This window comes from Chengkuizengella axinellae (assembly GCF_030730905.1).
Taxonomy (GTDB): domain Bacteria; phylum Bacillota; class Bacilli; order Paenibacillales; family KCTC-33759; genus Chengkuizengella; species Chengkuizengella axinellae.
In genome coordinates, this window is record NZ_JAVAMP010000001.1 from 360,124 (window position 1) to 380,187 (window position 20,064).

23 protein-coding genes and 1 pseudogene are annotated in these 20,064 nt (G+C 32.3%); 21 read left to right on the top strand and 3 right to left on the bottom strand.

Annotated elements, in window-relative coordinates:
• Positions 1-85: 85 nt before the first annotated feature.
• The 4 genes and pseudogenes from Q5Y73_RS01780 (at position 86) to Q5Y73_RS01795 (ending at position 4,044) form a co-directional block, all read left to right on the top strand.
• Positions 86-1,671: pseudogene (locus Q5Y73_RS01780) on the top strand (IS1182 family transposase).
• A 215-nt stretch (positions 1,672-1,886) separates the two neighbouring features.
• The gene (locus Q5Y73_RS01785; RefSeq protein WP_305990132.1) at positions 1,887-2,315 is read left to right on the top strand and encodes a hypothetical protein; all 429 of its coding nucleotides are present in this window, start codon (positions 1,887-1,889) and stop codon (positions 2,313-2,315) included.
• 21 nt (positions 2,316-2,336) lie between these two features.
• Positions 2,337-3,524 carry a DUF2157 domain-containing protein gene (locus Q5Y73_RS01790; protein WP_305990133.1) on the top strand — a complete coding sequence of 396 codons (1,188 nt, stop codon included), beginning with the start codon at positions 2,337-2,339 and terminating at the stop codon, positions 3,522-3,524.
• Between the two features lies 1 nt (position 3,525).
• Positions 3,526-4,044: a GDYXXLXY domain-containing protein gene (locus tag Q5Y73_RS01795; RefSeq protein ID WP_305990134.1), complete on the top strand. Its 519-nt coding sequence runs from the start codon at positions 3,526-3,528 to the stop codon at positions 4,042-4,044.
• A gap of 247 nt (positions 4,045-4,291) precedes the next feature.
• Here the strand turns inward: Q5Y73_RS01795 and Q5Y73_RS01800 are convergent, their stop codons facing one another.
• On the bottom strand, positions 4,292-4,621 hold the full coding sequence (locus tag Q5Y73_RS01800; protein WP_305990135.1) for a hypothetical protein: 330 nt from the start codon (positions 4,619-4,621) through the stop codon (positions 4,292-4,294).
• Between the two features lie 222 nt (positions 4,622-4,843).
• On the opposite strand from Q5Y73_RS01800, the gene Q5Y73_RS01805 reads away from it, so the two are divergent.
• Both Q5Y73_RS01805 and Q5Y73_RS01810 read left to right on the top strand, forming a co-directional pair.
• Positions 4,844-5,608 carry a transglutaminase-like domain-containing protein gene (locus tag Q5Y73_RS01805; protein ID WP_305990136.1) on the top strand — a complete coding sequence of 255 codons (765 nt, stop codon included), beginning with the start codon at positions 4,844-4,846 and terminating at the stop codon, positions 5,606-5,608.
• 39 nt (positions 5,609-5,647) lie between these two features.
• Positions 5,648-6,406: a class I SAM-dependent methyltransferase gene (locus Q5Y73_RS01810; protein WP_305990137.1), complete on the top strand. Its 759-nt coding sequence runs from the start codon at positions 5,648-5,650 to the stop codon at positions 6,404-6,406.
• Between the two features lie 135 nt (positions 6,407-6,541).
• Here Q5Y73_RS01810 and Q5Y73_RS01815 read toward each other — a convergent pair whose 3' ends face one another.
• Positions 6,542-7,090: a GNAT family N-acetyltransferase gene (locus Q5Y73_RS01815; protein ID WP_305990138.1), complete on the bottom strand. Its 549-nt coding sequence runs from the start codon at positions 7,088-7,090 to the stop codon at positions 6,542-6,544.
• A gap of 283 nt (positions 7,091-7,373) precedes the next feature.
• Here Q5Y73_RS01815 and Q5Y73_RS01820 point away from each other — a divergent pair, with 283 nt between their 5' ends.
• From Q5Y73_RS01820 to Q5Y73_RS01840, 5 genes are all read left to right on the top strand, one after another.
• Positions 7,374-8,021, top strand: a complete 648-nt coding sequence (locus tag Q5Y73_RS01820) for an HAD family hydrolase (RefSeq protein WP_305990139.1) — start codon at positions 7,374-7,376, stop codon at positions 8,019-8,021.
• Between the two features lie 215 nt (positions 8,022-8,236).
• Positions 8,237-8,890: an HAD family hydrolase gene (locus Q5Y73_RS01825; RefSeq protein WP_305990140.1), complete on the top strand. Its 654-nt coding sequence runs from the start codon at positions 8,237-8,239 to the stop codon at positions 8,888-8,890.
• 76 nt (positions 8,891-8,966) lie between these two features.
• Positions 8,967-9,431: a DinB family protein gene (locus Q5Y73_RS01830; protein ID WP_305990141.1), complete on the top strand. Its 465-nt coding sequence runs from the start codon at positions 8,967-8,969 to the stop codon at positions 9,429-9,431.
• Positions 9,431-9,955, top strand: coding sequence for a cysteine hydrolase family protein (locus Q5Y73_RS01835; protein WP_305990142.1), 525 nt, complete (start codon positions 9,431-9,433; stop codon positions 9,953-9,955). The genes Q5Y73_RS01830 and Q5Y73_RS01835 overlap by 1 nt, the downstream gene beginning before the upstream one ends.
• A gap of 123 nt (positions 9,956-10,078) precedes the next feature.
• Positions 10,079-10,798 (top strand): YebC/PmpR family DNA-binding transcriptional regulator, encoded by a 720-nt coding sequence (locus tag Q5Y73_RS01840; RefSeq protein ID WP_305990143.1) that lies wholly within the window; start codon positions 10,079-10,081, stop codon positions 10,796-10,798.
• A gap of 200 nt (positions 10,799-10,998) precedes the next feature.
• Here Q5Y73_RS01840 and Q5Y73_RS01845 read toward each other — a convergent pair whose 3' ends face one another.
• Entirely contained in the window at positions 10,999-11,697 is a 699-nt protein-coding gene (locus tag Q5Y73_RS01845; RefSeq protein WP_305990144.1) for a hypothetical protein, read from the bottom strand.
• A gap of 896 nt (positions 11,698-12,593) precedes the next feature.
• On the opposite strand from Q5Y73_RS01845, the gene rpiA reads away from it, so the two are divergent.
• The 10 genes from rpiA to Q5Y73_RS01895 all read left to right on the top strand — a co-directional run bounded on the left by rpiA (position 12,594) and on the right by Q5Y73_RS01895 (position 19,981).
• The gene (gene rpiA, locus Q5Y73_RS01850) at positions 12,594-13,265 is read left to right on the top strand and encodes a ribose-5-phosphate isomerase RpiA (protein ID WP_305990145.1); all 672 of its coding nucleotides are present in this window, start codon (positions 12,594-12,596) and stop codon (positions 13,263-13,265) included.
• 226 nt (positions 13,266-13,491) lie between these two features.
• Positions 13,492-14,172, top strand: a complete 681-nt coding sequence (locus Q5Y73_RS01855; protein WP_305990146.1) for a hypothetical protein — start codon at positions 13,492-13,494, stop codon at positions 14,170-14,172.
• A gap of 38 nt (positions 14,173-14,210) precedes the next feature.
• The gene (locus Q5Y73_RS01860; protein WP_305990147.1) at positions 14,211-14,747 is read left to right on the top strand and encodes a hypothetical protein; all 537 of its coding nucleotides are present in this window, start codon (positions 14,211-14,213) and stop codon (positions 14,745-14,747) included.
• A 98-nt stretch (positions 14,748-14,845) separates the two neighbouring features.
• Positions 14,846-15,280: a VanZ family protein gene (locus tag Q5Y73_RS01865; RefSeq protein WP_305990148.1), complete on the top strand. Its 435-nt coding sequence runs from the start codon at positions 14,846-14,848 to the stop codon at positions 15,278-15,280.
• Positions 15,281-15,303: 23 nt separating this feature from the next.
• A complete protein-coding gene (locus tag Q5Y73_RS01870; RefSeq protein ID WP_305990149.1) occupies positions 15,304-15,741 on the top strand; it encodes an NUDIX hydrolase in 438 nt (145 codons plus the stop codon).
• 41 nt (positions 15,742-15,782) lie between these two features.
• On the top strand, positions 15,783-16,337 hold the full coding sequence (locus tag Q5Y73_RS01875; RefSeq protein WP_305990150.1) for a histidine phosphatase family protein: 555 nt from the start codon (positions 15,783-15,785) through the stop codon (positions 16,335-16,337).
• A gap of 6 nt (positions 16,338-16,343) precedes the next feature.
• Positions 16,344-17,186 carry a HEAT repeat domain-containing protein gene (locus Q5Y73_RS01880; protein WP_305990151.1) on the top strand — a complete coding sequence of 281 codons (843 nt, stop codon included), beginning with the start codon at positions 16,344-16,346 and terminating at the stop codon, positions 17,184-17,186.
• Between the two features lie 124 nt (positions 17,187-17,310).
• Positions 17,311-18,297, top strand: coding sequence for a phosphotransferase enzyme family protein (locus Q5Y73_RS01885; RefSeq protein ID WP_305990152.1), 987 nt, complete (start codon positions 17,311-17,313; stop codon positions 18,295-18,297).
• Between the two features lie 143 nt (positions 18,298-18,440).
• Complete coding sequence (locus Q5Y73_RS01890; RefSeq protein WP_305990153.1) at positions 18,441-19,253, top strand: ZIP family metal transporter; 813 nt, start codon at positions 18,441-18,443, stop codon at positions 19,251-19,253.
• Positions 19,254-19,291: 38 nt separating this feature from the next.
• Complete coding sequence (locus tag Q5Y73_RS01895) at positions 19,292-19,981, top strand: HAD family hydrolase (RefSeq protein WP_305990154.1); 690 nt, start codon at positions 19,292-19,294, stop codon at positions 19,979-19,981.
• The last annotated feature ends 83 nt before the right edge of the window (positions 19,982-20,064 follow it).

Sequence of the window (20,064 nt, forward strand, 5' to 3'; positions counted from 1 at the left end):
ATTAAATTTTTCAATTGATAAAGAAAAAAAGAACAACCTCTGTTAAAATTAAAGTTCCTACACAATAATCAAAAGAGGTGTTCTTATGTTTAAAAATTATAACATGAATCAAGTAGTTTTGCCCCTAGATTTAGAAATTAAACTTCAGGAAAATGATATAGCCTATTCCATTCACGATCTTGTGGAACAAATCCCAGATCAAGCCTTCGATCAGTTCACACAACATACTGGCTGTCCTGCCTACCACCCACGAATGATGATGAAAGTTATTTTATGTGCCTATACCCAATCCGTTTTCTCAGGCAGAAAAATTGAAGGGCTCTTAAAGGACAGTATACGTATGATGTGGTTGGCTCAAGGATATGAACCAAGCTATCGGACAATCAACCGATTTCGTGTTCATCCCAAGGTGAAGTTGCTTCTTCGAGAGTGCTTTGTTCAGTTTCGATGTCACCTTGTTCAAGAAGGACAGATTGAAAATGAAGCCATTTTTATTGATGGAACTAAAGTAGAAGCGAATGCGAATAAGTTTACCTTCGTGTGGCGCAAAGCAGTTGAAAAGTATCACGCACAACTCATTGAGAAGTCAAATCAAATCTATGATGAACTCGTAGAAAACGAAATTATACCTGAAATCAAACGTGAAACTCCAGAGGAACTTTCTACAGAAGAACTTTCAGATGTTGCGGAAAAGATGGAAGAAAAAATAGAAGAATTAAACCAAAACATAGAAGCTAGTGCGGACGTAAATGAACGAAAACATCTTCGAACGAAACGGAAAGAACAAAAGCAACTTCATAAACAGTTTAGAAATTTTTCGGAACGCAAACAAAAGTATGAACAGGACATGAATACCTTCGGTAACCGGAATAGTTACTCCAAGACGGATACGGATGCTACATTTATGCGAATGAAAGATGATTATATGAAAAATGGACAATTGAAAGCTGGTTATAATCTACAGATTGCGACGGAAGGTCAATATGCACTTGCATACGATATATTCCCCAATCCAACTGACACACGAACGTTCTTACCATTCCTAGATTACATTGAAGAGCATTTTAAGAGCATTTTTTTAAGCTTCCGACCTACATCGTTGCAGATGCTGGTTACGGAAGTGAGGAAAATTATCATGATGTCTTGGAAAAGCGTAATCGTACACCACTTATGACGTTTAACACATATCGGAAAGAGAAAAAAAGAAGTTACAAAAAAAATGCCTTCAACATTACTAACTGGAAATATGACAAAGAGGGCGATTACTTTACATGTCCAAATGAAAAACAATTGACGTTCCGTTGCAGATCAGAGAAGAAGGATCGAAACGGTTTCACAAGAAGGTTTAAGGTTTATGAATGTGAGGACTGTACCGGATGCCCTTTCCGTTCCCAATGTACGAAAGCAAAAGAAGGAAACAATCGAAAAATCATGTATAACGAAAAATGGGAACAACAAAAAGAAATGACTAGAGCGCTGCTTTCAGAAGAGAAAACAGGGGAAATTTACGGAAGACGAAAAACGGATGTGGAACCAGTTTTTGGATTTTTGAAGGCTAATTTACGTTTCACTCGAATGTCAGTCAGGAGCAAAGAAAAAGTGGAAAATGAATTAGGGTTTGCGCTCATGGCAGTGAACTTAAGAAAGTTCAGCGCCATGAGCGCAAATTAACGAATATTTCCGAAGGGATTATTATAAAGAAAAAGTTCTGATCATTAAAAACCAATGATTAGAACCTTTTCTCCATTAATTTAGACTAGTTTTGTCCCAGCCTCTTGATTTTTTTGGGATGGTACTAGAAAAAGATAGTACTATTTTTTTTGCTTAGTTTTCTTAAAATTAAATGTATATAGAGAGAATGGATCGTTATTTAAGGAGGAAGTGAATTGACTAAATCTGAATCACTAACTCAATTGGGGTTTAACTTTTTAAAAAGAAAATGTTTTGTCAGCACCACAACTATAATTTTCATTGTTATGATAGAGCTTGTTTTATACACACTTTTTCTCGATAAAGATATTGAATCCTTAATGGAACACTTTTCTATGGTGCTGGGTGTTCATATGGTTTCCCTAATTATTCCGTTGTTTGTTATTGCCATACCGATTTCTATTTTATCAGATATCGTGACTGAAGAAATATACAAAGATAGTCGAATGTTTATAGCATTCTTTTTACACGTCACGTTGTTTATGATTTTTAGCTTAGTTTTTACAAGTGGTTTTCCTTTGGCTGTGTTAGTTGTTGGATTAACTGGTTTGTTGTATTGGCTAATAGATGAAGGGATTAGAATTTGGTTGCGTAAGGAAAAATAAATGATCTTGGGAAGTGTTGTTATGAAAAATGTTTTAACAAAAGAAGGTTTGAAATGGGTCGACAAACAAATCATTTCAAAAGAGCAATACGATCAGATTTTGGATTTATATCAAGAGTCAGAAAAACGTTCTTTTAAAATACTCCCTATTTTAGCTAGTTTATTGGTTGGTCTAGGCATACTTACTTTCATTGCTTCAAATTGGTCTTTGATTTCAAATCCGATGAAGATGTTGATTATCATTGCTATCATGTTAGGTTTTTATGGCTATGGTGACAGAATGATTCACAAGGGCTCACATGTTATGGGTCACTGTTTTATGTCATTAGGGGTTGTCACCTTTGGAGCAGGTATTATTTTAACAGGACAAATGTTCCATTTAAGTACGAATGATGTTACTTCGTTTATTGTTTGGGGATTGGCAGGATCGGCATTAACTTATATATATCGCAGTTCACTTTTGTTTTATTTAACGCTTGTTATATTAAATGTAACACAAGGAATTAGCTTGATTTCATATGGTCAATTTAGTTTTGTTGCTTATGTATTGCTAACGCTAGGTTTAGGATTTTTTGCATACAAGTATAGAAATGAAATCGTCGTTATTTTATTATCTATTTCAATATTCATTCAATCACTATATGTGTTCATAGATTTTGAAATTTCTTGGATTTGGATTTTTGTCCCTGTTTATTTGTTATATATTTTGTCAGATATCTGGCCGAAAGATTTCTTTTTCTTCATCTACCGTAAGTTAAGCTTAGTATTTGTGTATTTATTTGCTTTTTTTATGGTATTATTTCATGATTTTGAGCCATTTTCGATCTTTCACTTTATGATTTTTATGATCTTTGCATTAATATCATTAGCTTTGAAAAGAAAGCAGAACCGGTTAATTACAGGGTTTGAATGGCTCATGATGTTCCCATTTTATTATTTGGTTCCATCTGGAGATATCCTGTATATTTTTATGATGTTTTTCTTCTCGGTATATATGTTGTGGAACGGATTTAAATATAAAAATAGATTAACTGTTAATCTAGGAAGTTTCTCATTTTTATTCAGTTCACTTGTAGCATATTTGAACTTAACATGGAGTTTTATGCCAAAATCCATTTTATTTATACTTGGTGGCGGACTTTTATTCGGAATTTATTTTATATTGCAAAAACAGAAGAAAATATGGCTTGCCAATAACGGAGGTGAGTGATTTGAAATCATCCAAGAGGGTTTGGCTGTCTATAGTTGTGCTCCTTCAAGTTTGTTTTATATTATCCATAGCATTAAGCAATTATTCTGTTGAATGGTTTGGAAAGGAATTACGATTAAAAACAGTGCCTGTTGACCCGAGAAATCTATTTTATGGTGATTATGTCGTACTGAATTATGAAATTAATAACATTCCTAAAACGTTGTGGGAAGGTAATGATGATCCTGATGAAGGAGATAAACTTATTGTTGGATTAGAAGAACAAGAAGGGTATTTTACTGTTGTATCCATTGGTTATAACAAGCCAAAGGACGAAGATAGTGACTATATATATGTTGATGCGGAAGTAACCAAAAATAGAGGAAACAGTATTTTCGTTAAGTACGGGATAGAAAAATATTATATTCCTGAAGGAAGTGGAAGAGAGATCGAACAGCAAAGAGGAGAATTTGATGTCCTTGTAAAATATGCATCTTGGGGAAGTATGAAAATATCTCGTCTTGAATTTAGTGAAAGTTAAAAAATATAAAATAACGATGGAATAACTTCATTTGAAGTAATCCATCGTTATTTATTTATATAAAAAATGATTACACCTTGCTTATCGAATCCAATATATATAGAAATAAGGTGACTGAATTTAATGTTAAAGCTTTAAACTATATATATATTATCCATGAGAAGTGTGAAATTAGTGTGATTGGGAACAATAAGCAAGTCACATCATTTTTTTATAAACATTTATATAATGATATGTTTATTTAGGATTATTCAGTAGCTTCTTCATCAGCAGCTTCTTCTTCTGCTCCTTCTTCCATATCAGTATCTTCATCAGCTTCGACTTCTGCTTCTTCTTCTGTGTCAACGTCTTCATCAGTAGCTTCGCCTTCAGTTATTTCATCTTCAGTTGTTCCTTCTTCAATTGTTTCGTCTTCTGTCATTTCTTCATCAGTAGTTGTGTCATCCATTTCTTCGTTTTGCTCAACTTGTTCTTCTTGTTGATCCTGTGGTTCCATTTCCGGATCCTCGGAAGTACATGCTGCTGCAAATACAGTTATAGCTCCTAAAATCGCAAAAATTTGTAATGCCTTTTTCATTTTGATTTCCCCCTGGTTTTTTTTGTTTTTTATTTTTGTTTACATGATACATTTTAGTTAATCAACCTTAAAATTACATTAATACTGAATTAAAATCATATAAAGAATCATTTTTTACTGAATTAAGCGATTTACATTCATTTATATCAGTATGGAACATGCTATAATTATTAGGGAAATTATGGATGTTGAAAAAGAGTGACAGAAATTGAGGTGGTTCTAATGATTCAAAAACTTGATTTTAACCAAGAAAGGAATACGGATAAAAACATCAAATTGATTTGGAATCAATTTGATGATCTTTATTTACAAAGGTTGAGGAAAGTAAGTAATTTAGAAGATTTAATAAGTTTACGAATGAGTGAAATTGAAAGAGTTAGAGAAGTTACTAGTTTTGTACATAATCTATGGGATCATAATGGTGATAATGAACCTCAAAAAAATGATCCAATTTCAATCATACAAGAAGCGTTAAATGGGAAAAATTTTCGTTGTGTTGAATACTCGAGTGTACTTAGTAGTTGTTTAAATGCTATTGATATACCTTCTAGGTTAGTAGCTCTTAAGACAAAAGATTGTGAAACTAGAGCATATGGCGCAGGGCATGTTGTTGTTGAAGCTTATCTCAAGGGGAAGGAAAAATGGGTAATGATTGATCCTCAATGGAATATTATTACGATGATGAATGGAATCCCTCTTAATGCCGTAGAATTTCAAGAAAGTATATATCAGCAGAAGGAGATTACTGAGTTTTCAAACATTAAAACAGAGTACTTTAATTGGATTCATCCATACTTATATTATTTTACTGTAGATATTGACAACAGGGTTGGTGTTCATAAAGAAGAAACCCATAATGAATACAAACAAATCATGTTAGTCCCAAATGGTGCTAAAGAGCCGAAGCTATTTCAGAGAAGATTTCCTATAAAAAATGTGTATTATACAAATCATATTCACTTATTTTATCAACAACCTATATTATAAATTTCATTACAGAAAGATAAAAAGGAGATATAAAAATATATGCTTAGCTCATACAGTTCATTAGCTACTGAAGTATACGATATTACTAAACCCATAGGACATTCCTTTGGTGATATAGAGTTTTATTTAGAGAGATTGAAAGGTTGTACCGGTTCTATACTTGAACCAGCCGTTGGCTCTGGCCGCATGTTAATTCCACTATTAGAAGCTGGATTTTTAGTAGATGGGATTGATAACTCGCCTGAAATGCTAACATCTTGCAGTGATCGATGTAAAGAAAGAGGATTTACCCCTAATCTTTATGAAGGGAAAATGCAGGATTTTAAATTAGAGAACAAATACGAAGCAGTAATAGTTCCTACCGGTTCTATTTTGCTGCTTGAAAATCGTGAGGAATCATTACAAGCTTTGCAGACATTTTATGAACATCTCTTACCAGGAGGGCGTCTGATTATAGATATATTTTTACAGACCGATTTTAATTTAAATCAAGTTTCAACTAGTACTTGGACAACTCCCGATCATAATGTCATTACATTAGAATCTAAAATAGTAGAAGTAGATTTTCTCAATCAATACACGATTAAATATTTAAAATATGAAAAATGGAGTAATGGAAAGTTAATAGAAACTGAGTTGCAAAGGTTTCCTCTTAGATGGTATGGGGTTGAAGAATTCAAGGGGATATTAGAGAAGATAGGTTTTACAAACATTGTGATTTCATCTAACTATAAATATGGAGAATTGCCTAAAGATGCAAATCAATCTATTACGTTTGAAGCGATTAGACCTAATTAATTCATCTTCGTATACAGTGAATAAAAATTAAAACGTTTGAACTGGTTTAGGTCTTATTAACAATGAACTTGTTATCTTCCTACTTTTAACAGAGGGGACTATGGTCCCCTTTGTTAAGTCAAAGTTCTTTACCTATTAAGAAAATACATCAAAAGCTGGAGGGTATTTAATGACTCCAGATATTCCTTTTAATGAACCCTTCTGAAGTTCTAATCCCATAAAAACCTCCATTGGAACAGGAAAAGGAGATTTGATTCCCATTGGTTCTGTGGGAGCGAAACCAAATCGAGGATAATACTTAGGGTGACCTAAAACAAACATATGTTTAAAACTCATTCTTTTACTTAATTCTAGTCCGTACTCGATAAGCCTTGAACCTATTCCTAGATTTTGAAATTGAGGTTTTACTGATAATGGTGCCAAGCCTAAAGTGGATAAGGTTTCACTTTCTTTTGTAATGATTTCTATTTTGCTAATTAAAATATGTCCTACGATTTCTTGTTCATTTTTCTCACAAACAATAGATAATTCAGGAACAAAAAAGTCTGATTTACGAATTTCTTCAACTAGCTTTGCTTCTTGAATTTGTTTAAAGGCATCTAGATTGACTTGGCGAATACCATCAACATCCTTTTTTTGTTCACAACGTAAATGATAATTATTTTCTTTTATATTAAATTTCATATTAATCCTCCAGTTGAATTAGAATTAACCTCAAAATTGTATTAAGTTCGTTAGAAATAACACAGATACAGGAGTGATTTAGATTAACAGTGTTTTTATTTTTTTCTAAACCTACCTGCATCTGAATTACGAATGTAAACACTCACACAAATCAACACCCTTCAATAATGATTATTTTGATATTACTACATTGAATTTTTAATGTATAGATGAAAAATAACATTGTAATCTTTTATGAGGAGAAATATACTAACATGAGACTATGAAAAGCAGGTGTATATGAATGGAATTTAACACAATATTATTTGATTTAGACGGAACATTAACAGATCCCAAGATTGGGATTACGAAATCAATTCAATATGCTTTAGCTAAATTTGATATTGAAGTGAAGGATTTAGATGAACTAGAACCCTTTATTGGACCACCGCTCAACCAGAGTTTTAAGGAGTTTTATTCATTCGATGAAGTTCAGACTAAGGAAGCAGTATCATTTTATAGAGAATACTTTTCAGAAAAGGGTTTATATGAAAATCAACTGTATGATGGAATTGTAGACTTATTGGAGGAGTTAACGAAACAAAATAAACAATTGTATGTAGCCACTTCAAAACCAACCTTTTTCGCGGAAAAAATACTTGAGCATTTTGAAATGAAAAAATACTTTCATTATATAGGTGGTAGCAATCTTGATGGAACAAGACAAGATAAAGCCGAGGTTATTCAACATGTAATTGAACAAGAAAACTTGGATATAGATGATATCGTAATGATTGGAGATCGAAAACATGACCTGATCGGGGCAGAGAAAAATGGAGTTGCCTCTATTGGGGTGGGGTATGGTTATGGAAGCAAACAAGAATTAACGGATTGCAAACCTACTTATTATGTTGAGACGGTGAAAGAGCTTTTGGAGGTTTTGGCTAGCTAACAGAGTTAATCTTTTCGGTGGAAGTTCAAACCTTCTTAAACTATCTACTATTTATTTTGTAGTTTAATTAACTGGTTCTGATTGACTTCGCACTCTCAGGACGTGAAAATATAAATTTGATATAAGAAATAAGTGCACATATTATTTACGAATGACTTATAGTAAAAAATTAAGATTTGAAGATGGCATTCTAAATGACTGTAGAGGGGATTTGAATGGAAGCTGTAATTTTCGACATGGATGGTGTCATTATCGATTCACATACTGTGACTTATCAACTTCTTTCAGATACAGCAAATCAGTATGGATGTAATTTGACTCCAGATAAGATTAAAGGTTGGGGTAGTTTGAGTGCAAGACAGTTTTGGAAACGTATCAAAGATGAGTATCACTTAGAACAAAGTCTCTCAGAATTAATTGAAAGTTATGATGTAGAAAAAGAGATTCAGTATTACGAGCATATCGGATTGATTCCTGGGTTTAAGGAAGTTTTGGAACAATTAAATAAGAGTAATATTAAAACAGCCATTGCCACAAGTGCGAACAAAAGAAGGATGAATGCCGTTGTTGACATATTTGAACTGCGGACTTTATTTGATGCATTTGTGTGTGATGATGAAGTAATAAACTCAAAACCAGATCCCTCTATATTTATTAGAGTAGCACAAAAATTAAAAGTTGCTCCTGAAAAATGTTTAGTAGTGGAAGATTCTGAAAACGGAAAAATAGCAGCTCAAAAAGCAGGGATGAAATGTCTTGGATTCAAAGGATTACCCCATGTAAATGAAAACATGGAAGGTTCAGACCTCATGATAAGAGATTTTAAAGAATTAAATATAGATGTACTGTATGTATTATTTGATTCATAAATATATAGAACATACGTTTGATTTTTGATGTGTCCCATGTTAATATATTCATATTAATCTAAGGGAGATTCTTGCGATGAATTATATAGAAACTATAAAACAATATTATCGTTTTACTGACTTTGTACGTTCTTTAAACATGCTGCCTGATGAACTATGGTTGGAGCCTATTGCGATGGGAAAAGCTTCTATTGGTGAGATTATTGGACACTTGTTAAATTGGGATACATACATCATAGGACATACAATTCCTGCTGTTAATAACGGGGGGAATATGGAGTTTCCAGACTTCGATTCTTTTAATCAGCTTGGATATGAACTAGCTAGAAAAACATATACAAAGGTTGAACTAATTAATATGTTTGTTGAAACAAGAAGTAAACTATGTGATTTGTTGTTGGAGATGCCATTTGAAGATATTACTAGGAAATTAAACCCCAATTCTCTACTTTATCTTATAGAAGAATTAAATGAACATGACGAACACCATTTAAGTCAAATCATGAATAAATTAAATCATGAGAAAAGGATGATGGGATAATGGATAACAAAACAGCTTTATTAATTATTGATGTGCAGGTGATTATGTTTACATATGGTGGGGGAAAATTACATAACGGAGAAAAAGTATTACATAACATTAAAGAATTATTGAAAAAGGCTCGCTCCTCTAACACTACTGTCGTTTTTATTCAACATACGGAGGCACCTAATTTAATTGAAGGAAAAGAAGGCTGGCCAATCCATCCTGAGCTAGGTCCATTTGATAATGAAGTCGTGATTCAAAAAAATTATGTTGATTCATTCTACAAAACGGCTTTGCATGAAAAGTTGCAAGAACATGGAATAGAAAATTTAGTTATAGTTGGAATGCAAACAGATTTTTGTGTGGATACGACTTGTCGTCGTGCTTTCAGTATGGGGTATAAAAGTGTATTAGTAGAGGATGGACATTCTACATTTGATACAGAAGTGTTAAAAGCAGAGCAAATCATTGCACATCACAACAACACTTTAGGTGGCAGGTTTGTTGAATTAAAATCAACGAATGAAATTGAATTTTAAACATGGTCGGCATATCGTTTTCGTTTTTATATTAAAGTTTTGACAATCATTATTCATTTTAATAATTGAATCAATTGAGGTATAATATATTTGATTTAAAGAATGAAAGAGAGTGAAACATTTATGGGTCGTAAATGGAATAATATTAAAGAAAAAAAAGCATCAAAAGATGCAAAAACAAGTCAAATATATGCTAAATTTGGACGTGAAATTTATGTAGTAGCCAAACAAGGCGAACCTGATCCAGAGTCAAATCAAGCTTTAAAATTCGTTCTTGAACGGGCTAAAACGTATAATGTACCTAAAGCAATTATAGATCGTGCAATAGAAAAAGCAAAAGGTGGCTCAGACGAAAACTTTGATAAGCTTCGTTATGAGGGATTCGGACCAAATGGATCTATGATTATCGTAGATGCACTAACGAATAACGTGAATCGTACTGCGCCAGAAGTACGTTCTGCATTTAATAAAAATGGTGGAAATATGGGAGTGAGTGGATCTGTCGCTTACATGTTTGATGAAACAGCTGTTATTGGTATAGAAGGAAAAACAGAAGAAGAAGTGCTTGAATTATTAATGGAAGCAGATCTTGACGTTCGAGATATTTTGGGTGAAGACAATGCAGTGATTGTTTATGCTGAACCTGACCAATTCCATACCGTTCAAGAAGCGTTCAGAAGTGCAGGTATTTCTGAATTCACAGTAGCTGAAATAACAATGATCGCCCAAAGCGATGTAACTCTTCCAGAAGACGTTATGGCTCAATTTGAGAAAATGATTGATGCATTAGAGGACTTGGAAGATGTTCAGCAAGTGTATCATAATGTAGATCTTGGGGAGTAGGTAGAAGCGGATCAAAAAATATTAAAATCACTAAAGCTATGATAAACGTCCAATATCTATTTTAATGAACGAATATTTAAAAAACTCATTTCTTGTATGAAGTAATTTTCATATAAGAGGTGAGTTTTTTTGATATTAGTGGATGTTTATAAGTAGTTTCTATTTGATTTAAAAATGAACTGTCATTAATTAATAATTTCTTAATGGCTTTGGTTCTGTACCTGTACCTGTTCCTCTTTGTATCTTTTCTCTAACTCTTTCTCTTTTTTATTTCCTTTTTCAATCTCTTCTTTAGTCATAGGGTTTGTCTCTAGTGGAACATAAGGGGCATCAGCCAAAACTTCGTCAAGTGTTTCTAGGCTCAGACTGTTTATATCTTTTATTCGATGTTCTTTTTTATTCCCCACTACAATAATATCTCCATCTTTATTAATTCTAAAGTGCCCTTGATATGAACCTAAAGTTCTATAGGCATCTTCTATCACTGGACCTGTATATTTCTTTAAAAATAGAAGAACTTTTTCATTTTTTTCAACTAGTGGGTCGACTGATACAATATCATTTTGTAAAAGGGTAATAGTATCACCCTTTTTCAGATTTTTTTCAGTATCACGATAAATCTCTTTTATTTCTACTTCAGCTTTAAAAAAGGTAGCTTGACTATAATCAAATGATTCAGGTACCGATTTCACTTGACCTACAATTACAGTAGGTGTAAGTGTAGCTATGTCCTTTACATCAGTGAAAATTTCTTTTGAGTTGATATCTAGAGACCCAATCGACCCTTGTGATAAAGAAACAACACCAGTGTCAATAGTATTATTTTCTGTGAAGTCTGATGTAGTATTACAACCAACTAAACTTACTATTGCAAAAATTGCAATTATTATTTTCTTCATAATTAGCTCCGCCTCTATTTAGTATATGTCTCTTATTCCACTTACATCGACATCTCCTAGCCAATCCTGCTTCTCAATATAACAAATTGAAAGAGAATCATTTTCAAGTTAAGAAAATAAAAAAATGATAATAAATTTTAATAATATAGTATAATTAACTAGTTAAATTATACTATAAAGGATGGAGTTTTATTTTTATGCAGGGTCCTTCAGATAAAATTATGATGATAATTTTATGCTTCATTGTTTTTCCCTTAGCATATGTTAGTATAACTATTAATCTAAATAATGAAAGATTGGTTAATCAAATTAACTTTGCTGCAATTTTAGGGATTCTTATATTTAGTGTATTAAATAATAATAAGAATTAGTAGATAATATTGCTTCTGGACCATAACCTATAAGCGAGTCTATGGAGAGAAGATTATGTTCGATATCAAGAAATTTTCATCATCATTAGGAATGGCCACATTTCAACATAAAATATTGAGAAATAGAGGACATGAAGGGTCTTATTTTTGAATTTTATAACATTTAAGATAAAATAGAGGAAATTAATAGCCTTATTTCAGAATTTTTTTAGTAAATGTAAAAAAATGATGCGAATAAGGCCAAAAATTCCCTCTATTTTTGTTTTATTTGATTAAATTAATGAAATAAGGGAAAGAATTTCCCTTATTGTTTGTTTGCAAGGCATGCTCCCGAACCAATGGCTTTAAAGAAAAACTATTACCTAAATAGTGGGAAGATAATCTATAAACAGGGGCGTTTTTGGTAACAAAGAGGTTCTAAAGGAAACTAATGGTGGTTATTGGAGCGGCTAAGCCTTATTCATAATCAAGCAAGTGATTTTCTAGTGAAGACTAATAATAACAGGATTCCTAATGGAGGTTAATATGAACGCAAAAAAGTTGGCTGGAGAAAAAGCAGTTGAACAAGTAAAAGAAGGGATGGTTGTTGGTCTAGGGACTGGTTCTACAGCGTATTGGGCAGTTCAAAAGCTTGGAGAATTAGTAAAAGACGGTTTGCACATAAAGGCAATCCCTACTTCAAAAAGTACTGAAAAACTGGCAATAGAATTAAATATCCCACTTGTTTCATTTTCAGAAATAAATGAAATTGATCTTACGATAGATGGAGCAGACGAAATAAATCCAACATTGGATTTAATTAAAGGTGGTGGAGGGGCACTACTAAGGGAAAAAATAGTCGCACATTCCTCAAAGAAATTTGTTGTTATAGCTGATGAATCCAAACTAGTGAATCATTTAGGTTCATTCCCTTTACCTGTAGAAGTGACTCCATTTGGGTTAGATGTTACAAAAAGAGAAATACAAAATTTAAGATGCAACACAATATTAAGACAATCTGATGCCAGTAATATCTTTATCACGGACAATGGTAACTATATTTTGGATTGTTATTTTGAATCAATTATAGATCCATCCATCATACATACTCAATTAAATATGATACCAGGAGTTGTAGAGAATGGTTTGTTTGTAAATATGGCTGAACAGGTAATCATTGGATACAATGATGGACGATTAAAGGTACTTGAAAAATAATAAATAATATACTGCTTAAAAATTGATAAAAATGCATCGACAAGATTCCCAAAAAAGCAAAATGAAAGCTCCTAAAGTTCAATCCGTTTTCAGCAAAAAGTAAAACTTTTTAAAAAACCAGTGGTATAAATAAACATAAAATATTACCAAAGTGACTTTTAAAACTACTTTTCCATTATAGCTTTAAGAAAGTAGTTCAGCTTTAATGTTACTAAGAGAGGGAACTATGACGAAAAATAAAAACCTAAAATATATATTTTTAATTTTATTAAGCATTTTATTAATGGGAAATACAAATAATCATCCAACTCCGTTCCATGAAAGAATATTTCCACCTATACATACAAGCGATTCCTCTACTTTTTACTATTCGGGGATAATGTTATTGGTTTTAATGTATTATGGTTATAAAGGACTTTTGTCCGTAAAAAAAGATAGGACTAATATTGGATTGAAAGCAATCATTTTTACAATTTTAACACCACTTTTAATGAGTAATTTGTGGGAAGATGGAATTAAATTATATAAAAGCTACTTTGATAATTTAAATGCTGTTTACAGTTATCATGAGGAAAAAAGTATTTCATATAGAACTGAAGGTAGTGAGGCAATCATTAATGGGAAGATTCATTTAGAAAATTTAAGTGATATTCAACAAGAATTTTTCATTAAAATTACATTCTCTTCATATTGGGGTGATAATGTCGAAGAGAAGGAACTTTTTGCATTAGAGGAAGATCTAAATAGTAGAAAGTCATTCATTCTATACGCTAATGAGAATAAGATGATAGAATTTGTTTTAGATGGAACTTCAATAAATCCAAATTCTCAAGGATCTGGTTTTACTAATGTATTTGACTATGTATTAATTCAAGGTAGTGAAGAAGTTAGTTTTACAAGTGATTAAAAGAATATTAGTATCATTTTAAAGAAAAGGAGATCACCATGAAAACCAAGAAAATACCTTGGTACACTGGAATCATTGTAGCTGTCATCGTGTTCATTGTTGGCTGTGTATATACGATATTAAATTTGCTATCGCCATTTTTAGATAGTTATCCTTATGTTTTAGTTCCAGGTGAAAAAGATATAGAATTATTAGAAGCAGGTGAATACACTGTTTTTTATGAATATGACTCCAATCAACAAAAGTATAATCACGTAATAGACAAAATTCAGATATCAATAGTAGATGTTGAAACACAGAGTGATTTATTATTAACTCGTTATCAAAATGCATTTTATAGTTTAAACAATTTCGAAGGTGAATCGATGTATAAATTTACTATCAATGAAAGTGGTGAATTTCGAGTAGTCACCGACACAGAAATATTACCACATGATGAGATTAAATTAACATTTGTTCAAGATTTTTTAGGGGAATTTACAACTATTTTTATATCTTTCTCGTTAACATTATTCCTAACACTAGTATTTATTATTATATCCATTTATATGAAGTGGAAAGAAGGAAAAAAATAGTATTTTTGATGTATAGCTATAGTCAAAGTAAAAATGTTAATCTATTATTAGCATAACATTGAACTGATAATGATTGATTTTATATAGGAGATGCAAAAGTGAAAACGATACTTCGAGGAATCATAGCCATAATGATGCTGTTTTATTTATTTGTGTTAATTTACTGGATGTTTATAGGCTTTGGAAGAACAGGGGTTAGTGGGGGTTTTAGCTACAACTTAACCCCGTTTAGCACTATCAAGCAATATTTTTATTATTACGACCATTTTAATCGTGAAATTTGGATTATTAATATATTAGGAAACATTGGTGTATTTATACCATTTGGTATATTTGTCCCGTTCGTATTGAAGTATAATCTGATTAGATTTATGTATAATTTCATAATAAGCATTACATGTTTAGAACTTCTCCAGCTAGTGTTGAAAAGAGGCAGCTTTGATATTGATGATATTATATTAAATTCTTTTGGAGCATTGATAGGGTTTATAATATATAAAGTTTTAAGTGTATTTGCATTTAAGAATATTTAGAAAGATTGAAGTAAGGAGTCAATATGATCAAGCCAATATTTTATGGTACTGTGCATATATTGTTTTATAGAAATGATAACGAGGTTTTATTACTCAAAAGAAAGAATACGGGGTTTGAAGATGGTAAATGGGGTATTGTGGCAGGAAAAATAGAAGGTGGAGAGGAAGTAGTGTCAGCTGCAATTAGAGAAGCCAAAGAGGAAGCAGGAGTAATCATAGATTCAACAGAAGTTAAAGTGGTTGGTGTAATGCATAGGAATAATATAAAGAACGAATGGATCGATTTTTATGTTAAAGTTGATTCATGGCAAGGTGAGATCGTAAATGTTGAAGTAGATAAATGTGAAGAACTCAAATGGTTTGAAGTTGACAAGCTTCCAACTGATATGGTTTCTTTCATTAGAAAAGCGATTGAAAAAAACCATAAACAAATGTGGTTCGAGAGTTTTGGCTGGGAATAGAACTAAATGATTTCATTTTTTAATAGATAGAGGGATGTTCATTGACTACTTTTTACTTATTAAGACATGGTGAACCTGATTGGGATTTCAAAGAAGAACGTCAGCTTAATGCTGCAATGAGAGATTTTGTTCCTCTAACTGCTAACGGTGTGAAACAAGCAGAACAAGTCATGGAAGTACATCCATATTTATCTGAATGTGAAATTATCATCTCATCCCCATATACCAGATCCCTTCAAACAGCATCGTTAATAAATAGATTTCTAGGGAAACCATTACAAGTAGAATTTGATTTACATGAGTGGATACCTGATCGTTGGCAAGCACAAAATGTACAAGAAATAAAAGAATTATGGAATGATTATAAGAAACATGATGGTTGCTATCCAATAGGAGAAACAAGGCTTTGGGAAACTAAAGAAAATATACATAATAGAACCAGAGGTGTCTTGAAAAAATATACGAATTACTCAAAAGTAATAGTAGTTTGTCATGCAGTGGTCATTTCAGCTTTATTAAATATATCTAAAGACATCAACTTATGTGGAGTACATGAATTTCATTTAACAATCAATAAAAATGAGTTAGGGAAGTGATTATAAATGGAGCTTGAAAAGCTTGAACAATCTATTCTTAGTAATAATGTCGAATCTCTTCTAAATAATCTTAAATCACAAGCTACTAACCATGCCGAAACTCCAAAACAAGCTGTGAAAAACAAGACTCTGAAAATGATTAAAAGATTGTTAGTAACTAAAAAATCCATATATGACTTTGGTATACAATTAACCAATTCAAATGATATTATAGGAGAAGAAATGGGTTCGATATTAATAGCTGAGCATTTTGAATTGAATCCAGAGGAAGTAAATGATACTTTGCTCAGATTAGCTGATAGTGATCATTGGGAGGTTAGAGAGTGGGTGGCTAGTGCTTGTTCCATTATATTAGTCCATCACTTTCAGGAGTACTATCCACGGTTCTATCTTTGGACAAAAGATGAATCACCCAATGTTAGAAGAGCTGTAGCTGTTGCAGTTAAATATGTAAGTAGATCGAAGAATCAAGAGATTGCTGATTCGTTAATTGATCTGGTAGAGCCCCTCTTAAGTGACCAAGATTCTTATGTAAAAAAGAACCTTGGTGCCTTTGCGATTGGGGATGGTTTATTAAAATACTATCCGCATCAAGTAATGGATAGAATTCGCAATTGGATTAGTATAGATGATGAAAATGTGAGATGGAATATTGCAAAAATATTTTCTTCAGCAGAAGGAATGAAATATATTGAAGATTCGATTGAACAATTTAATATTTTAATGAATGATTCAAGACCAACTGTAAAAAAAGCAGTGAATAGCACAGTTAATAAGTTAAAGAAAAGAGATCCAGAGTTATACAATAAGTGTTTGGTTGCTGGGTTAACTGAAATAAACCAGAGTTGATGAAATAGAACTTATAAGGAGGTGAGGGTGTGAAAAAAATAAAAAATCATTTTCTTTTTGTCCTTCACACTGTAAGATTAAGAATCTCTCCTATAACTTAGATTAAATTTATAGGAGGATCACAATGGAAAAAAGAATCGTTTCACTGTTCAATGATCATATTCTAATGGAAGCAGCCGAAAAATTTGCTATTCCATATCATACAATAAAATTAATAGGAAAACATCAAAGTTTTGTTTTTGAATACTCGTTAAAAGGCAAGCCATACATTTTACGTATTACACATGAATCACATCGGTCAGTTGATATGATCATGGCTGAATTAGATTGGATTATATATTTGTCTGAAAATGGGGTATCAGTGTCCAAACCAATACCTTCCGTACACAATCAATTCGTTGAAGTTTTAGCGTGTTCTAATGCAACCTTTATTGCAACTTCTTTTGAAAAATCGCCGGGACATCGACCAGGTCCTAGTGATTGGAATCCAGAAGCCTTGAAAGCTCAGGGTGAAATAACGGGGTATATGCACAAACTTGCAAAAGGATTTAGACCCAAAAATAAACGTTATGAATGGGATGATAATGACTTTATATCTAATGCAGATTTGTATATTCCAAAATCACAAGAAAAAGTGTTATTTAACTATAAAGAGTTAATAGAAGATTTGCATGAACTACCAAAAGGCAGTGATGTTTACGGGATCATTCATGGAGATATTTTAGGAAGTAATTTTTTTATAGAAAATGGGAAAATCACTTTATTTGATTTTGATGAAAGTTCATATAGCTGGTTTATGAATGACATTGCTATACAAATCTTTTATTGTTCAATTAATATGAACGGACATGTCGATGAAGAAAGTAGTCATTACTTCACAAAGCATTTTTTTGAGGGATATTTTAAACAAAACCATTTAGACGAGAATTGGTTTGAACAAATCCCGTTTTTTTTAAAATTGAGAGAATTTATTCTTTATACTGCAATATATAAAAGTCATGATTTAAGTAAATTAGATGATTGGACACAAGGTTTTATGAATGAAAGGCAAGTTAGACTTGAAAACAAAGCTCCATTTATTTCGATTGATTTCACAAAATATGCTATTTAATGGTTATATGTAAGGAAAACTCGCCTAATTTGCGAGTTTTCCTTTTTTTACTACTCAATCTGGTTTCAATCTGTTATAATCCTTCTAATTAGTTAACAATAGTATATTATTATTAAATTGCAGAGTGAAAGGGTGTTCGTTTCATGTTGGTATGGTTCAGTGCATTAAATCCAACAGTACAAGCTTTAATTGGAGGGCTCTTTACATGGGGGCTAACAGCATTGGGGGCTGCAACTGTATTTTTCTTTAAAAAAATAGATAAACACGTATTAAATATGATGTTGGGATTTGCAGCAGGAGTGATGATCGCAGCTTCATTCTGGTCATTATTAGCACCTTCGATTGAGTTTAGCGAACAAAATGGTCAGATTCCTTGGCTTGCTCCAGCGGTTGGTTTTTTACTTGGCGGTTTATTCATACGTTTATTGGACTTTGTTGTCCCACATCTTCATTTAAATGAAAAACATGAAAAAGCAGAAGGTCCTGAAACCCAATTTCAAAAATCAACGTTGTTGTTCTTAGCAATTACTTTACATAACATTCCTGAGGGATTAGCTATTGGGGTTGCATTTGGAGCAGCTTCTTTGGGGTTAGGAGAAGCATCATTAATAGGTGCTGTAGGTCTTGCTATTGGAATTGGGATTCAGAACATGCCAGAAGGAGCAGCGTTATCTGTTCCTTTACGTGGAGAAGGGATGTCAAGGTCGAGAGCTTTTCATTATGGACAGCTGTCAGCGATTGTTGAACCCCTTGCAGCAGTGATTGGAGCAGGTGCTGTTTTAATGATTCAACCTATTCTTCCATATGCACTTGCATTTGCGGCTGGGGCAATGATTTTTGTAGTCGTAGAGGAGCTAATTCCTACTTCACAGTCATCAGGAAGTACGGATCTTGCAACTTTAGGACTTATGATCGGATTTGTTGTGATGATGATTTTAGATGTAGCTCTGGGATAATGAAAGAAGTATATAAATAGGTGAGGGGAGAATGCAATTTGCATAAAGGGATTATTTTTGATCTTGATGATACGTTGTTGGACAGAAGTAAAACATTTGAGAAATTTTTAGAATTATTTATAGGACGATATTTTGAATCACTGCCTCAATCTGAGAAGAATAGTTTCATGCAAATGATAAAAAAGATCGATAATTATGGATACACAAAAAAAGAAGATACATTTAATCAATTGCGTGAAGTATTGCCTTGGGAGTATAAACCTGAGCTTCAAGAATTAATGGAATTCTTTTTCTCAAACTATGTACAATGTGCAGTTCTGATGGAGCATACTACTGAATTACTCGAAGTTTGTAAAGAAAATAATTATAAACTAGGTTTAGTGACTAATGGGAGAAATCAAATACAATACGGAAAAATAGACCTTCTTAGTATAAGAGATTATTTTGATGTCATTGTCGTATCAGAGGAGGCAGGAGTAAAAAAACCAAGTCAACAAATTTTCCAAATAGCGTTGCAACGGTTAGATTTATTGCCACATGAAGCTATTTTTGTTGGTGATCACCCTAAAAATGATGTATTTGGATCTTCACAGGCAGGGATGAAAGCAATTTGGGTTGATAAAAATCAAAAATGGGATGAATCTTTGAAAGTGACACCAATGAAAACTGTAAAAAAGTTAAACGAACTAATTGAGTATATAAAGGATGAGTTGAACGCTGGATCATAATCTATTAAATGAGATTGGACATTGTATTTATACTTTTAAAATAGAGCAAGAAGATGAGAAGGATTGGACAAATACACATAACA